Origin of the sequence: Microcoleus sp. bin38.metabat.b11b12b14.051 (genome assembly GCF_013299165.1) — a bacterium.
Lineage (GTDB): Bacteria > Cyanobacteriota > Cyanobacteriia > Cyanobacteriales > Microcoleaceae > Microcoleus.
Genome location: NZ_JAAFKD010000010.1, coordinates 163,819 through 181,124, shown reverse-complemented (window position 1 = coordinate 181,124; position 17,306 = coordinate 163,819). Strand labels below are relative to the sequence as shown.

Below are 17,306 nucleotides of genomic sequence, written 5' to 3'. Positions count from 1 at the left end.
GTCTCGAAATCATAATTTTCGACGGCAAGTGCGAGTCAGGCGATCGATATAATTCAGATCTAAGCGGATATGACTACTGACTAATGACCACTGACCACTGACCACTGACCACTGACCACTGACCAATGACCACCCTTCGACTTCGCTCTTCGGGCGAGATGACCAATGACCACTGACCAATGACCACCCTTCGACTTCGCTCTTCGGCGAGATGACCAATGACCAATGACCAATGACCACCCTTCGACTTCGCTCTTCGGGCGAGATGACTAATGACTAAATTCCCTTGAGGAGCGATCGCCAATCCCGACAGCGTTTTAGATAAATACGAGCTACGGGATCGTTCGGATTTGTCCGCAAACACTCTTCAAACAATTTTCCCGCTTCTCGAAACTGTTTGCGATCGCACAGTAACATAGCTTCAGTATATACAGACAAATTTGCCAGCTTTGCCGCCCGAATATCCGGCGGATCGGCATCAAACACCTCATAGACTATGACATATTCAGATTTTCCTTTTACCTGTACTTTATCGACAATCCTAATAGCATAATCAGCCGGATTGCGTAACCGCTCCAAAGTCTGCTGAGAAATTAACAGAGGTACACCGTAATCTTTAGTCAATCCTTCAATCCGAGAAGCCAAGTTAACAGCATCACTAATCACGGTACTGTCCATCCGGCCATCGCCACCCACTGTCCCCAGCATCAAAGAACCAGAATTGATCCCAATGCCAATTTCAATCGGGATGTAGCCAATAGTTACACGGTGTTCGTTGTAAGCAGTCAAGATATTTAACATTTCAATACCAGCTTTCACTGCATCATCTGCACCGTCGCCAAACAGAGCCATAATTGCATCGCCAATATATTTGTCAATAAACCCCTGATTTCTAGCAATAGCGGGCTCCATTCGCGACAGATAAGCATTGATAAAATTAAAATTTTCTTGGGGCGTCATAGTTTCTGAAAGCGTTGTGAAATCGCGGATATCCGCAAACAGCACCGACATTTCCTTCTGCACCTGGTCGCCCAAATTGACATCTATAATACTTTCATATCCCAGCAAGAACAAAAATTGGTGTGGCACAAATCGCCCGTAAGCATCAGTTAATTCAGATTCGGCATCCAGGGATTTTTCCAAATTTTTAGTCGAATCGAATAGTTCCTTAATCAGCTTTTGGCGCTCAGTTTCAGCTTGTTTGCGTTGCGTTATTTCTTGAAAAACTGCGATCGCAAAAGCAACTTTACCGCCTTCACAAATGGGTCTTCCCCAAATTTCTAAAGGAATTTTATTACCGGAACGATGAATTTCTAGATCGTCAGCAGTCGCGTTTTCGCCTCTCAAAGCTCGAACGATCGGCAAATTCTCGAAAGGGTAAATCTTATCAGTTCCCGCGACATAAATTTGATAAACTTCTGACAAATCCTCAACTTTGTTTAACGTTAAAACACCCTGACCGAACAACTGCTGTCCGGCGTGATTGATGTAGTAAGGTTTGCCTTGAGAATCGAGCACGGCCACGCCTACGGGAATCGCTTCCAGAAATTGAGCCAGCTTGATTTCGCCTTCGCGCACCGCCTGCAATGCCCGATAGCGCAGCTCGCTTTCCACCGTATCGGAATGTTCCGCAGTAGTTTCCAGCAAGATTTCCAGATCCGCTTTTTCCTCCTTCAAGTCTTCCACTTGCTGGCGCAATCTTTCTATCTCTAAAAGTAGCTGTTCTCTAGATGGTTGTTCTTCCAGCATAACCCGAGAATTTGCGCCTCAACTAACAGAAAATTGCTCAACATCCTGCACTCTAAAAGTCATCATTTCTATATTAATTCCAACTGTAAAGCAGGCATCAGTCGCTGCAAATTCTTCAAAGATTTACTTTGCCAAGCTATGCGTTGAGAGCCTTGTACTGCCATTTGCACCCGAGCTTTTTTGCGCACCTCGATAATAAATTTTGACAGCATATTGATGCCAGAACTGTTCAAAAATTCTAACTGCTGCACATTGAGGGTAATTTTCGCCTGCTCCACGTCGGCTACCTCACCCAGCAACTGCACTATCGGCGCGTACTCCCTAGGCCCGCTCAGCCTGAGAGAGCCAACAAAACTCACTGTTGCCGTTGCTGGATCGTAACAGATCCGGTAATCTTGTGTTTTAATTTCCATTTCCACCAAAAAAAGTCCCTTAGATATTATCGATCGCCACGCTCGACCTATACTCTCAATCGCACCATAGTTGTCACCGCAATAATTTCCGGATCTGTTTGCACGGTTTTGAACTTCCAGCCTAGTTTGGCTGTATAATCGTTGAGCATCGTCAGCAAGCCCAATCCAGAAGCGCTACAACTTTCGTCAGCAGCATTTTTTTCCAACTGCTGAATGTACAGCTCGCTAGGGTCGCAGGTCAGCAACTGCTCAATGTAAGCCTGAAACTTGCCGATAGATGACCGAGAAATGCTATTAGCAACTGAAAAAATTACTCCATCGCTCAGTAATTGCAGTTTAATGTCGATCGGGTAATCCGAAGCTTCATCATTAAACTTCATCGCATTCTCTAATAACTCGTTAGCAATGTAGCTAACAGCACTTTTAATTTCGGCTTGTCTGTTAATTGTCGAGGGTTCGTCTTCGTTTCCAGGGAAAAAAGTCGTCAAGTAGTCAGCCAGAAAATCAGCCGACAAACCGTTGTTCCGCCACCGCTGCTTGAGGGGTAACGAACTCGGAGAAAATCCAATTATCAAGTATTCTGCGCTAGGTGACTGCTCGATAAAATCGCCGAAAGTCTGAATCATATCGATATTAAAGGTAAAGGTAGAATTCGGAACACATAATTTATTTTTAACTTGAGAGTTAAAATTTAATTAGCTATTTTTGTTTGAGTACCAGCAATGTGATGTCATCAAAAACTTTTTGTTCGCCAATGTGCGATCGCACGTCCTCAATTACACCCTGCCTAATTTCTGCCGCAGTTCCCTGCCAATTAATCTGTATTACCTCAATTAACCTATCTAACCCGTAAAGCACTTGCTCCATATTTTCAGCTTCCGTAATCCCGTCAGTGTACAACACTACCACATCTCCCGAATGCAACTGCACAACGGTTTCAGCAACAAATTCAGCAATATCTGCATCCAGCCCGATCGGGAAACCCAAATCGATCGTATCAAACCGCTCGACAGAACCGTTAGAACGCACCACAATCATTTCTTCGTGCTGGCCGCTCAACTTCAGCATACCCTCGTGATAATCTAGCAAAGCAAGGCTGGCATTTTTATCGCATTTCATCCGCTGCACATTATCATAAATTGCACTGTTAATAGCGGTTAAAAATTTCACCGCATCGGGTTCGTTGTAAGCGAGCAAAGTTCGGACAGCCGTTTGAACCATAATCATTAAAACGCCACTTTCCAATCCGTGTCCCGTCACATCGCCAATCCCAATTTTTACTCTACCTTCGTGCTGGAGTACGTCGTAATAGTCACCGCCTACTTCATCAGCAGCCTCCATAAATCCCGCAATATCTAAGCCTACAACTTCCTTCAGTTCCCGATCTTTCGGTAGCAGCATCTGCTGAATCTTGCGAGTGACATCTAGTTCGGCACTCATCCGCATATTTTCGGCTTTTAGGCGATCGTTGAGAACCGTAATTTCTTGGTTTGCACCAACCAAGGCATCGGCAATATTGTTGAACGCACCTACAACTTGCCCGAGTTCATCTCTATTATCCAAAATAATTTTATGGTCTAGATTGCCACTTGCCATTTTTTTTGACGCTTCATCAAGCACAAAAACAGTTTGCATAACTGACCGATAAAAAGACCAAAATAAATAAATCACTAGCACCAATATTATTAACACAAAAACAGCAATTATGCGTTTTCTAGCAACAAAACTATCAATTCGTTTTTGCAGGAGAAAGTCTAACTCATTGACACTTTTGTCCCACAGTTCAAAACTTGAGTTGAGAACTCGCTGGCTGCCATCGAGATAGGCGTAATATTCCACTACTGCTGTGGGATCAATTAGTTTATCTAGTTGCCCGGTTAGTTGCTCAACTACGGAGTTGAATTGAGTTAAATGCTGGCTTAATTTCGGTCGCAGGTTGCCCTGAGGATTATTGCTAAATCCTACCTCCATATTGATTGCTAAATCCTGATTGAATTCTCTCAATTTCCCCGCTAAAGTAATCAGTTTGGCTCTTTCATCAGGTGTGGCATCGGAACGCAAACTACTTTTGCCAGAAATTAGCCTAATCTCTGACAAGATTTTTTGCATTTGTGGAAGCTTCAGCAAAGTAGCATCCATCAAATAATAGGTATCTAAATCGGGGTCTAATATTAGATTGGAAGTATCGCCGATGTGAGCGCTCAATCTATCAATATCTAATCCTAGTTTATTATAGACAACATCGTAAGTTTCTAGACTCCACTGGTTGCGACGGAGTTGAAAATCTTGCCATTTCTGATAAATACTATTAAATTGATTCTGGGAAATTAGAGTTATTCCTAACTGGCGATCCGTATTGGCCAGGGCTTGAAATTCAGCGTCGATCTTAGCTTCTAAATTTTTGCTATAATCTACATTGTTTGAATTTAAATTTAAGCCCTGATAATTTAATAATTGAAGTTGTGGTATGTATTGCCTCAACTGGCGCAGCGGGCGCAGGTATTGATTGCCGTAGATTTCTTTTTGGGCAAAATCTACCCTGGTGTTTATTTCGGAAATCAGCAGGTACATGACCAAAGTTAACGGCATGGCAAATAGAAAACCGATCAAGATAAACTTTTGAGGATACGTCAGTCGATTCATTAAATGGATTCCGAGGGATTTTTTGTTCATAAATGATACATTTAAATGAATTGTACTAAAAAAGTAGCGATCGCTACCAAAAATTAATCCGCTCGAAAACAGATAGAAGCCCCCGCAGGGTTGTGGTGCAGAATTCAAAATCTCAGAATCAAGTTATAGTCCCAGATGTACTGCGCTGGAAATAAATCTCAAATCTTCAATGTGAAAATCGACTGACGGACGATCGCTCTTGAAAATCAGAATGCTAAAATTACTCAACGGTCACTTGCTTAATATTTAAAGCATTCCTGTCCTCTAGCAACAGATTGTGTGGCATCCCTCATGCCTCACCCGCTCAGGTCGCATTTTACAGTCTAAAACAGCTTTAGTAGTTTTTGGGCGGTGAATAGTCATTTTTACTGAGGCTCTCGACCAGAATCAGATTTTTTTAAGAATATTTACTTAACCCGATTTTTTTTTTGATACTTATAAACTAAGATTCTGTTGACGCTTGACAGAAAAGCGGGTCGTTGGGTTGACAGGGGCCTCTATCTGGAAGGAAGAAGATTGTAGTAATGAATAGTCTGCTTTTAATTTATCCCTAAAAGGTAGAGGCTTTAAACCAATTATTTCTGCTAAAAATTAAGTAATAGGTGGAAGGGTGCAAGTTTCCTGAAATATAAGTGTGGGCAGCGAGTATACAATACTTGTGCCGCACGACTCACTAAAGTGGGTTGTGCACAAAGGAACAAACAGCACGACTCAGCAGTGTATAAATAAATATCATCTGCATTTGAGCGATCGCTCTCGATCGCGCCAGAGTGTAAAGTGAGGTAGAGGGCGTAAGATGAAACCAATCTCCGAAAATAACTCTCAAAACAATCAAAACAGAAATCAAAAGCAGCCAAATCCTGTAATCTTGGCTTTGGTGCTGACAGGAATTCTCGCGTGGGAAATGTATCCGGCGCTAATCCACACCGCAGCCGCTAACGCGGGCGCTGTCAAACATTCCCTCGCCCAGTGGGAAAGTCTACAGCAGCCAACCGGGCCGCAATTGGCCCCTGAAACGGTGCAAAAAACCATCAACTCCCGATTGGCTATCAACAGTCTGGCTTCGGAATCGGGCAATTTTTTGGCACAGACTACGCGCCAAAATCCCCCCAACCAATTACCAGCAACCGTAGCAGCAGCGGTTCGCCAAGACTTGTCCCGCCAAACTGGGATTGCTGCTGGTAAGTTGAAAGTTACTGAATCGAGCCGCCAAAGTTGGCCCAATAGTTGTTTGGGACTGGCGCAAGCGGAGGAAATTTGCGCCCAAATGTTTGTCGAAGGTTGGCGAGTGGTGCTTTCTGACGGCAGTCAAACTTGGGTTTACCGTACTAATATTAGGGGCAATGTGTTGCGTTTGGAAAAGAAAGTTAGTTAGTTAGTTAGGGGAATTTGAGCTTGTGAAATCAAAAGTGAATGTGCTTGTGGAACAGGCTTTCTGGCCTGTTCCACAAGCACAGGCTTTCTGGCCTGTTCCACAAATAGTAAATTTTATTGGATTTTTTGGTGGGGCGGGCTTTGAGGCTGCCCCTTAGCTTAATTCTGAAGTTTTTTTCTTTCGATGATGCCGCCGCCTAAGAGCACATCTGAGTCATACCAAACTGCTGCTTGTCCGGGGGTAATGCTCAACTGCGGTTCGTCAAAAATTACCTTGACTCTGGTACCGCTGCCCTTGGAGTCGGCTTCGGATGGTTCGACAGGAATAATTGTAGCGGGGACGGGTTGCGATCGATAGCGAATCTGTACAGAAGCCCGAATCGGAGCGGCAGGCTCTGCCACAGAAACCCAATTTACTTTCTGAACCATGAACTCAGATTCTACCGCCAACTGGCGATCGCCCACAATCACCCGATTAGCACCAGCATCAAGTTCAATTACATACAGCGGTTCCGGTGCAGCAATCCCGAGTCCCTTGCGCTGGCCGATGGTGTAGTGGTGCACGCCGTCGTGCTGTCCGAGTACGCGGCCGGCCTTATCTACAATGTCACCCTTTTGCGGCGCAATGTACTTGTCCAGAAAAGCCCGCATCGAACCGTTACTTTCCACCAAGCACAAATCTTGACTTTCCGGCTTGTCAGCGGTGCTCAAGCCAAATTCCGCCGCAATTCTGCGAGTTTCAGTCTTGGTGATTTCCCCCAAAGGAAACTCCGTACCAGCCAGCAAATCCTGTGTTAAATCGTACAAGAAATAAGATTGATCTTTCGCAGGGTCGATCGCCCGCAGCAACTGATAGCGATCCGTAGCAGTATCATAAGTAATGCGAGCGTAGTGTCCCGTAGCAATCTTTTCAATACCCAGGTCTTCGCGAGCATACTTAAGCATCGGCCCGAACTTGACAGTTTTATTGCACTGCGAACAAGGCAGAGGCGTCACTCCAGCACTGTAACCGTCCACCAAAAAATCTACAATACTTGCCTTAAAGACTTCACGGCTGTCAACAATGTGGTGAGGAACGCCCAAATCTTCGCAAATTTTAGCGGCATCGACCATTCCCTCAGAGCAGCACTGACCTTTACCTTTCATCAACCACAGCGTTAAACCCACCACTTCATAGCCCTGATGGTGTAAAATTGCGGCTGCTGCGGAACTATCGACCCCGCCGGAGAGGCCTACGACAATCTTGTTCATGGTTCGGAAATAAATTGCTATTTTACTGTTTTAGTGTTACGCAAGTTCGATCGATCTAATTTATTATACCACAAAGATACTACAAATAAGACCGGGCGGTTGAAACCGCGTCTATACAAACGAAACCCACCTCCGTGGGTTGAAGACTGAGCGGTTAAAATCAAAAATACTACAAAGAAGACCCGGCGGTTGAAACCGCGTCTATACAAACGAAACCCACCTCCGTGGGTTGAAGACTGAGCGGTTAAAATTGCGTTTCTATGTTTTTGCTCTTACCTACTTAGCTAAAAGTTTATCACTAATTATGACTATTCAAATGACTATTCAAAAATTTGTTGTCACCGCCGACCAAATGCGGCAAATAGAAACAAGAATCTTTGCTGCGGGAATGCCCCAAGCCGCTTTAATGGAAAAAGTCGCGCACCTGATTGCTAGACGCATTCAGGAGCTTTTGAAGGAAGAGGGAAGTTTGGCAACGGATTTAACAGATAGAAGGAAAAGGGGGAAAAGGGAAAAAATTCTTAATTCTCAATTGCCTGTTATTGGCGTATTGGTTGGGCCTGGACATAACGGCGGTGATGCTTTGGTGGTGGCTCGCGAATTGCACTTTCAAGGATTCCCAGTAGTTATTTACTGCCCGTTTTCTAAAGTTAAAGAACTCACAAAAAGTCACGCTGATTATGCGTATTATTTAAATATTCCATTTTTTGACAGAGTTGAACTACTGAAAAACTGCAACTTGCTCATTGACGGTTTATTTGGCTTTGGATTAGAACGAGAAATTACTAATCCCACAGCCGCCGCTATTGACCAAATAAATAATTTAAACATACCCATTTTTAGTATAGACATTCCGTCGGGAATTCATACAGATACCGGAGAAGTTTTGGGGACGGCAATCCGGGCAAAACATACATTGTGTTTGGGTTTGTGGAAAATGGCATTTCTGCAAGACAGAGCCTTAGAATATATCGGTACGTCAGAATTAATTGATTTTGATATTCCAACAGCAGATATCGCAGCGATATTGGGCGATTTGCCATCAATACAACGCATTACTAAATCATCGGCTATTCAGCATTTACCATTACCCCGATCGCCAATTTCGCACAAATACACTAACGGTCACTTACTAATTATTGCAGGTTCCCGCCGCTACAGCGGAGCAGCCATTTTATCGGCATTGGGAGCAAGGGCTAGCGGTGTGGGAATGCTGTCAATTGCTGTTCCTGAGTCGATTAAACCGATGTTGAGCAGTCATTTGCCAGAAGCCTTAGTTATCGGATGTCCTGAAACTCCCAGCGGTGGAATTAAGGAGTTGCCGGTAGCAATTGATTTGGGTTCCTATGATGCGATCGCCACAGGCCCAGGTCTGACATTGGAAGCAGCCCTCGTTGTAGAATCTGTACTGGAGTGCGATCGACCTTTAGTTCTCGATGCCGACGGTTTAAATATTCTCGCTCAACTCGGCACAGTCCCGATTTTGTCGCAACGCCGAGCACTGACAATTATCACGCCTCATCCGGGCGAATTTAAGCGTTTGTTTCCCGAATTAGCAGAGGAAATCGGCGCCGATCGAATTGCCGCAACTCAAGCAGCGGCCCAGCTTTGCGGTGCAGTGGTATTGCTCAAAGGAGCCAAAGTTTGCATTTCTTGGAGCGATCGGGGCGATTCCCTACGGGATAGCTACGCTTCACGTACCATCACCTATCTCAATCCAGAAAGCACCCCAGCCCTCGCCAGAGGTGGCAGCGGCGATGTTCTGACGGGTTTGTTAGGGGGACTGTTGGCAAGTGCGGGCGATCGGCATCCAGCCCCCGAATCAGTTGCAGCAACAGCCGTTTGGTGGCACGCCAAAGCCGGAATCATGGCCGCCAAAGAGCGGACAGAATTAGGTGTAGATGCCTTTACGTTGACACAGTATTTAATTCCTACATTGCGAGAATTTTAAGTGCGATGTCCGGTAGCTCGATCGGAATAACTAAGGAATGAGAATTAAATAACTTCCACAAGTTTGTGGGACGGGCGGGACGCCCATCCCACAATAACAATTAAAATTGTAAGTTATTTAATTCGCAATAAATAAGGTTCGTAGTGCGGACTTCAGTCCGCCAATTGAGTTCGTAGTGCGGACTTCAGTCCGCTCTCATGCGGAAGACAGAAGCCCGCACAGATCCGTTTTTGTGATGTTAATCGACCAGACATGATATCACTCAAATGAGTGACACTCAAATGAGTGACACTCAAAAAAGTGACTGTGCAGTCATAAATCCTATCAGTTATACCTGAAATATCAAAGACAAAAACTTAAATATTCAAAGGAATCACATTATGTACACCGAAGAAAGAATCATGAACAATGAAACTCTATCTCTCCCCGCCGATACTACAGCTCAATCAACTTTTGCAGTTGGTCTGACGACGGGACTAAACAAACCCACTTTACAAATGGGTTCAACAGGTCAAGCTGTCATAGAACTACAACAGCTTCTATTTCATTGGCAATATTATTTCGGCCCTTTCGATGGTAATTTCACCCTCGCAGTTAAAAACGCCGTCATAGCCTATCAACACCGCGTCTTCTTACTTGAAGATGGGATTGTCGGTTCCCTGACTTGGCAAGCACTGTACTCTGGTGCACCTGTGAATATGCCGATTCTGATGAATGGCAGTTCTGGTAATGCAGTAAAAATTGTTCAGAAAGTCCTGAAATTGAACGGATACTATTTCGGTACGATTGACGGATTATTCGGGCCAATGACCAGAGTAGCAGTGATTCAATTCCAAACAGATAAGGCTTTACCAGCCGATGGAATTGTTGGGAAAAGAACTTGGCACGCTCTCAGCAAATTACCACACTAATAACTGCTGGCATTCCTAGGAATTACGCTTTCACTACAAGCCTGTAGGGTGTGCTTAGCAAGCACCTTACAGGCTTGTATAGCAGTTGACAGTTGACAGTGGACAGCTTGCCCCGAGCGAAGTCGAGGGGTTGACAGTTGCATAACGAGAATCAAACCATTGATGCTTGATGGTATCAGCTCTATTCATCAGGTTAGTTATGTCCTCAGCGATGTGGCGGTTGCTGCTCCTGGGAGTGTGCACAGAACACCTAACTCATTAACGGTTAACAACTTCGCTAACTCAAATGAGTGACACTCAAGTGAGTGACACTCGAAAAAGTGACTGTGCAGTCATCAAGCCTACCAGTTATACCTGAAATATCCAAGACCAGAACTTAACTCTTGAAAGGAATCAGATTATGTATACCGAAGAAATAACCACGAACAATGAAACTCTGGCTCTCGCGGCCGATCCTAATGCTGGGCAAAAGCTAGAATTTGCTGAAGCATCTAGAGTTATTAAACCCACTTTGCGACGCGGTTCTACAGGTCAATCTGTCAAGGAACTGCAACAGCTTCTATTTCATTGGCAATATTATTTCGGTCTGATTGATGGTATTTTCAGCGTCTATGTTGAAAGTGCCGTTAAACAATATCAACACCGCGTCTTTTTACCTGAAGATGGGATTGTGGGTTCTCTAACCTGGCAAGCACTATACTCTGGTGCACCTATTAAGCCGATTCTGATGATTGGTAGTTCAGGTGATGATGTCAAAATTGTTCAGAATGTCTTGAAATTGAATGGATACTATTTCGGTGTAGTTGATGGATTCTTCGGGCCGATGACAAAAGTAGCAGTGATTCAGTTCCAAACGGCTAAAGGTTTACCAGCCGATGGAATTGTCGGGGCGAGAACTTGGCACGCTCTGAGCAACTTACCGCATTAATCACACTTAAAATCGTTATCCTTAAGTAGGGACATGGCAATGCAATGTCCCTACTTCTCGTTGATGGAAATGCTGCGTGCGGGAAGCGCGATCGCAAATTCGGTTCCCCTTCCCGGCGATGAAAAACATTCTAAGCTTCCCCTGTGTTTTTTGGTAATTATATCGTGACAAATCGGCAATCCCAATCCGGTGCCTTTGCCTTCTGCTTTAGTTGTAAAGAATGGCGTAAACAATTTTTCTTTGATATGTTTTGACATCCCAATTCCATTGTCAGCTATCCGAATCTTGACTAGACGATTTGTCTGTTTTCCGCTGCTGTGGGCAACAGAGGTAGAAATTGTAATCAGATTGGGGTTGCTCTCAATCTGTTTGTATGTTTTGCCAAAATTAGATTCTTCCAGAGCATCGATCGCATTAGCGAGCAAATTCATAAATACCTGATTTAGTTGTCCCGGATAGCATTCAATGTTAGGCAATTCTCCGTAATTTTTGAGGACTTTAATCATCGGGCGAGCGCTCGAAGCTTTTAACCTATGCGACAAAATCATTAATGTGGTATCAATTCCTTCGTGAATATTTGCGGATTTTTTCTCAATCCCGTCGGTACGCGAGTAATTTCGTAAAGATTGCATGATGTCGCGGATGCGATCGGTTCCCAATTTCATCGACTCAATCATCTTCGGCAAATCTTCTACTAAATATTCAAATTCAATGGCTTCTATTTTATCTAAAACTGCTTCTCCCGGCTCGGGAAAGTTGTCTTGATAAACCTGGACTAAATTTATTAAATCACTAATATAGTCTTTGGCATGATGCAAGTTGCCAGAAATAAAGCTAACGGGATTATTCACTTCGTGCGCTACTCCAGCCACCAGTTGTCCGAGTTGCGAGATTTTTTCGGTTTGAACTAATTGTGATTGAGTTTGTTGGAGTTTAACAAGTATTACTTCTAAATCTTCAGCTTTTTGTCTCAATTCAGCTTCCGATGTTTGCAGAGCTATTTCGGCGCACTTGCGATCGCTAATATCGCGATTAATTACCAGGGCGTGGGGTTGGCCCTCGTACTCAAAAAAGTTAGATTTTATCTCAACATCGCACAGCGTACCGTCTTTTTTCTGTATGACAATTTGACTGTTAAATTGTTGGCATTTTCTCATAGTTTGTTGCCATTCGGCAAATAAATACAAATACTCTGGGAGAACATAATCTGGCGGAGTTAACTGCACAAACTCTTCCTGAGAATAACCATAAATTTGACAGAATGCTGGGTTAGTTGCGATGACTTTACCAGTCTTCAAATCTACCAGCGAAAGTCCGTCTGCTACCGCCTCAAATATGTTGCGGTATTGTTGTTCTTTTTGGACGAGTTCGACTTGAAACTGTTGCAGGTTTTCGAGAGATTCAGTCAATTGGCGAGATTTGTGTTGTTCGCGGGCGTAGAGGCGGGCGTTTTCAATGGCGATCGCCGCTTGTGTCGTTAAAAGTTGCAACAGTTCCAGCCGATCGCGCGTAAATGCTCCACTCGCCAGATTATTCTCTAAATACACAATGCCGATCAACTTACTTTGATACAAAATCGGCGCGCATAAAACCGATTTTGGTTGGCAATTTTGAATATAAGCATCCGCTTGGTAAATTGTTTCTCGACTTGCATCGCTTAACACCAAAGGCTGCTGACTTATCGCAACATACTTGACGACAGAAATAGGAAGATCGCAGCTATCTTCCACCAGCCTTGACTCCTGAAATGTTGCAGAGTCATGGTGGTTAGTATCCGAAACTTCCACAAACAATTTCCCGCCTCGTTCTAAAATAATACAGCCTTGCTGTGCGCCCGCATTTTCTAAGATAATATGGAGCAGTTTTTTGAGCAACTTTTCTAAAACAATTTCACTATAAATTGCTTGAGAAGCTTTGATTACTGTTGCTACATCCAAGATATTAGTATGACTAGACGTACTCGCAGTTAAAGTTACAGCAATCCGCGACTCTACAGCTTCCGGAAATAAATTACTATAGTATTGTTCGAGTTGACGGACTTTCGCTGTGGCGCCCCACTGGAGATAGCCAAGTCTGGCATCGTTGAGATAATTCTTCACGAAAATCAGCCGATTTTGCGATAAATAAAATCTCGCTGCTAATTCGTTAACGAGTGCAGAATCTTGAATGAAGCGATTTTGTATTGCCAGGGCGATCGCACTATCGTAGCATTCTGACGCCTCATAGTTTTGTCCCGACAACCGCGCCACTTCCGCCCGGATGGCTAAATATTTGTGCTGGTAATTCGCAGGGCAGTTTTTCGCAAATTCTCGGAGCTTCTCCAGGTCAATATTGAGCTGTTCTAGGTAGATTTGGCGATCGCACTCGCTGGCATTTGTACAAGCAGCAGCCAGGGCTATAGCGCGGTGGAAGCGAAAAACCGGATTCAGAAAACCACCAGTAGCAAATACCAAAAATTCAGCACCAATATTAGCATATTCTAGTGCTCGATCGACCTCCCCAAACCAATTCGCCACGGTTAGTCTGTAGAGATAAACTAAAAAAGAAGCCCCCAAATCTGCCGAGGCTTCAGCAAATTCTAAAAGCGACTGTTCATCGATGAAACTTGGCGGATTGACCGCAGTATCCGCAGGACAAGTAAGCTGGTAAATTGGCTGTTTGTTTAGCAAACAATACGCTAGCATATTGCGGTCTATTTTTTCCAAAACTGGGATAAATTCATCAATGATTGCAGCGGATTTTTGCAGCGATTCATTCCCAAAAAAGCAGATGGCCAAATAATTAGCCGCAGCATATCCCGACCACTGATAAGCACCTGTCTCTAAACCGCAGTTAAAAGATTTAATCAGAAAAAGCTTCGACTCATCAATATATTTAATGTGGTGCAAAGTTAAAGCCCCCCACGTGACAAAAATACAAGCACCTAACTCTTTAGCATCCCAGCATTCGTAAAGATTGAGACCCAGTTCTCCTACTGTGCAACCAGTGTCAATTTCGCCATATTTAACAATTAAAGTAAAGGAATACACAATGTAGCCAAAGGCGGATATTCTGCAATTACCGTGTTCAATTGTCGCCTGCACCAACTTCATCGCGCAGAGAAATGGGGCGTTAGGACTGGTAAAGTAAGCAATGGGGTAAAGTTCTTTCAAAACCCGGTGGGCGGCCAGTTGCAGCGGATCGGTGAGTGCCGGTAAATCTGCTAAATCGGCGATGGATTCCCCAATCATCGCCTTCGTCTTCACCAACTCCCGCAGCAAATACGCATCATCCGGGTACGCCTCAAACTCAATTCCCAACAATTGCAGCGTCTCGATACCTAAGCGATAAGCAGCAGGCAAATCATTTTTCATCCGCAGACAAGTCATTTTTAACTCATTAACCTGACACCGTTCCAATAATGTCCTAGTTTTCGGCAAAATCAAGTCAAAAATTACCAAAGCTTCGTCATTTTTCCCATTCAAATATTCCGCTTCGCCCAATGCCAAATGCAGCGCCCAAGTTAACGCATAATTATCTTCCCAACTTTGTGCCGGCAAACTATTGCAGCCCGACTGGAAAAAAGTCAGCGCAGTTTCAAATGCCGAAGCAGATGCGGCAGTTTTGCCCGCCTGCAAGTTTAACTCTGCTAATTCATAAAGTTGATTCAACTCGCAAATCAACCCGCGAGCAAAATTTAAATGATTGACAATATCAAAAATTCGTTCTTGGCGTTCACCTTCGCTGCTTCCTTGCAATAACAAACGCCCGATCGCTAAATGAACCGATTCTTTGTCTGCATCAGGAATCATGGCATAAGCAGCTTGCTGAACGCGATCGTGCATAAATTTGTAGCACACATCTGGGGCCGTTTTTCCCAACTTTTCCAACTCTTCCGGCTCAAATACTTGAGGTATCCGATAGGTATTGCCTACAGGTAAAATTAACCCTACTTGCAGCGCTTCCCACAAATCCTGCGCTGTTTGACTCCAAGATTTCCCGCTTGCCACAGACAGTATATCCAAACTAAACTGATTGTCAATACAAGCCGCTAATTGTAATATTCGCTGGGTGGCGGTTGACAAAATTTGAATTTTATTCACCATCAAATCAACAACATTTTCTGAAATTCCCTGGGATTCAATATGTTGAATATCCCACTGCCACTCAGCAGCCTGTGGGTCAAATCTCAACCAGGATTTTTGATGCAAATATTTCAGCAGTTGTTTCAGAAAAAATGGATTTCCATCCGTTTTTTGTAGTAATAAATTCGCCAGCGGTGTCGCTGTTTCAGCAGGACAGCTCAAAGTTTCAGCAATTAGTTGAGTCGCGCAGTCAATTGCTAACGGTTTTAAAGTAATAGCTGTCATCGGAACTCCTGCGCCCCGAATTACCTCATTCGCCAGCAGAAACGGATGTGTCGGGCTGACTTCGTTATCCCGATAAGCAACAATTACCAGCAAGTAAGGCATTTTACCGAGGCAATTTTGTTCGTACATATTGACTGTTGCAGCATCTATCCACTGACAGTCATCCAGAAACATTACTAAGGGATGTTCCGCACTCGCAATTGCTTGGACGAACTGCTGCATCACTCGATTGAAGCGGTTCTGAGATTCAATCGGCCCGAGTTCTGGTACGTCTGGTTGTGGGCCTAAAATTAACTCTAATTCGGGGATGGCTTCGATCGCAACTTTAGCATTAACATTCAAAATGTCCAGCAGCTTTTCTCGCCACAAGTCAATCTGAGATTGGCTTTCGGTCAAAATCTGCTGCACCCAACTCCGCATAGCTTGATTGAAACAAGCGTAGGGAACATTGCGTTTTAATTGATCAAATTTACCCGATACCAAGTAGCCGCGCTGTCTGGTTAAATTGCGGATAATTTCATGAACTAATGCAGATTTACCAATTCCAGAATAGCCACCTACCGAGACAATTTCACCGCTACCTTTGCTAACGCGATCGAAGGCTTGCAATAATTGCTTTATTTGCTCTTCCCGCCCGTAAAGTTTTTGGGGAATTAACAACTGACTCATCGCCTCCAGTTGTCCGGGGATAAAATTATCAATTGTACCTAAATTTTCGATTTGATTCTGGCAGCGTTCTAAATCTGCCAATAATCCGGGTGCACTTTGATACCTGTCTTCGGCATTTTTTGCCATCAGTTTTTCCACAATTTCCGCCAACACTTGGGGAATTTGCGGATTTAGTTGTGGAATTGCAATTGGTTGTTTGGCAATGTGACAGTGTACTAATTCCAGCGGATCGGTGCTGCGAAATGGCAATTTTCCTGTCAGCAGTTCGTAAAAGGTGACACCGAGAGAGTAGAAGTCGCTGCGGTAGTCTACGTCGCGATTCATGCGCCCGGTTTGTTCCGGGGACATATAGGCGAGAGTTCCTTCTAGGCGATCGGGATTTTTTAAGTTGGGCGTTTCTTTGTTTAACCGCGACGCGATGCTGAAATCAGCGAGCTTTACTTGATTTGTTTCGGCATTTATGATAACATTAGCTGGTTTTATGTCTTTATGAATAATTTGATTTTGATGCAGGAATACTAAAGCTTTTGCTAATTGGATGGCAATGTTTAAGAATTGGGCGATCGACAATTGGTAACTCGCGGTTGCTGCATTGACAACACTTCTGTCAAGCCCAGCACTTGGCCCGCCGCCTGCAAGGGTTTTTGTATCACACATTGCAGAAATCCTGCCAGCATTCCCGGCTTTTGCCATCCACTGTTTGAGAGAGATGCCGCCAAAATCTTCTAAGACTAATACTAAGCAGTTTGGGTGCGTTTCTAGGCGATCGACTTTTACTGTATATTGGCAATCAAGATCGACGGCGATCTGATATTCGTGTTTTAAGCGAGTTATCTGTTCTAGGGTAGGATATTCTGTATTTAAAACTTTGAGGATGGCAGGGTGTCCGTTTGTTAGGGATACCGCCCGATAAATAGCTGTGTTAGTTCCTTGGTGGATGAGTTCTTGCAAGTCATACCCAGAAATCCTTAAAGCTGGGAGCATAAATTTTGATTCCCGTCAGTAAATTGCTTTATAATTCTATAGTGCACTATGCAG

At 44.0% G+C, this 17,306-nt stretch carries 10 protein-coding genes; 4 read left to right on the top strand and 6 right to left on the bottom strand.

The features are described 5' to 3' along the window. Positions 1-276 precede the first annotated feature (276 nt). The 4 genes from QZW47_RS13395 to QZW47_RS13380 all read right to left on the bottom strand — a co-directional run bounded on the left by QZW47_RS13395 (position 277) and on the right by QZW47_RS13380 (position 4,835). Positions 277-1,749: an adenylate/guanylate cyclase domain-containing protein gene (locus QZW47_RS13395; RefSeq protein ID WP_293127916.1), complete on the bottom strand. Its 1,473-nt coding sequence runs from the start codon at positions 1,747-1,749 to the stop codon at positions 277-279. A gap of 68 nt (positions 1,750-1,817) precedes the next feature. Then, positions 1,818-2,162 carry a hypothetical protein gene (locus QZW47_RS13390; protein WP_293127914.1) on the bottom strand — a complete coding sequence of 115 codons (345 nt, stop codon included), beginning with the start codon at positions 2,160-2,162 and terminating at the stop codon, positions 1,818-1,820. Between the two features lie 47 nt (positions 2,163-2,209). Next, entirely contained in the window at positions 2,210-2,788 is a 579-nt protein-coding gene (locus tag QZW47_RS13385; RefSeq protein ID WP_293127912.1) for a DUF6272 family protein, read from the bottom strand. Positions 2,789-2,861: 73 nt separating this feature from the next. After that, positions 2,862-4,835: a SpoIIE family protein phosphatase gene (locus QZW47_RS13380; protein ID WP_293127911.1), complete on the bottom strand. Its 1,974-nt coding sequence runs from the start codon at positions 4,833-4,835 to the stop codon at positions 2,862-2,864. A gap of 796 nt (positions 4,836-5,631) precedes the next feature. Between QZW47_RS13380 and QZW47_RS13375 the strand changes: the two genes are divergently transcribed. After that, the gene (locus tag QZW47_RS13375) at positions 5,632-6,210 is read left to right on the top strand and encodes a hypothetical protein (RefSeq protein WP_293127910.1); all 579 of its coding nucleotides are present in this window, start codon (positions 5,632-5,634) and stop codon (positions 6,208-6,210) included. A 158-nt stretch (positions 6,211-6,368) separates the two neighbouring features. On the opposite strand, the gene mnmA is transcribed toward QZW47_RS13375, so the two are convergent. After that, a complete protein-coding gene (gene mnmA / locus QZW47_RS13370) occupies positions 6,369-7,460 on the bottom strand; it encodes a tRNA 2-thiouridine(34) synthase MnmA (protein ID WP_293127909.1) in 1,092 nt (363 codons plus the stop codon). Positions 7,461-7,776: 316 nt separating this feature from the next. On the opposite strand from mnmA, the gene QZW47_RS13365 reads away from it, so the two are divergent. From QZW47_RS13365 to QZW47_RS13355, 3 genes are all read left to right on the top strand, one after another. Continuing rightward, positions 7,777-9,411 carry an NAD(P)H-hydrate dehydratase gene (locus tag QZW47_RS13365; RefSeq protein ID WP_366930876.1) on the top strand — a complete coding sequence of 545 codons (1,635 nt, stop codon included), beginning with the start codon at positions 7,777-7,779 and terminating at the stop codon, positions 9,409-9,411. 401 nt (positions 9,412-9,812) lie between these two features. Continuing rightward, positions 9,813-10,322 (top strand): peptidoglycan-binding protein, encoded by a 510-nt coding sequence (locus tag QZW47_RS13360; RefSeq protein ID WP_366930875.1) that lies wholly within the window; start codon positions 9,813-9,815, stop codon positions 10,320-10,322. A gap of 400 nt (positions 10,323-10,722) precedes the next feature. Next, positions 10,723-11,250: a peptidoglycan-binding protein gene (locus QZW47_RS13355; RefSeq protein ID WP_293127906.1), complete on the top strand. Its 528-nt coding sequence runs from the start codon at positions 10,723-10,725 to the stop codon at positions 11,248-11,250. A gap of 50 nt (positions 11,251-11,300) precedes the next feature. Here QZW47_RS13355 and QZW47_RS13350 read toward each other — a convergent pair whose 3' ends face one another. Continuing rightward, a complete protein-coding gene (locus QZW47_RS13350) occupies positions 11,301-17,252 on the bottom strand; it encodes an AAA family ATPase (protein ID WP_293127905.1) in 5,952 nt (1,983 codons plus the stop codon). Between the last annotated feature and the right edge of the window lie 54 nt (positions 17,253-17,306).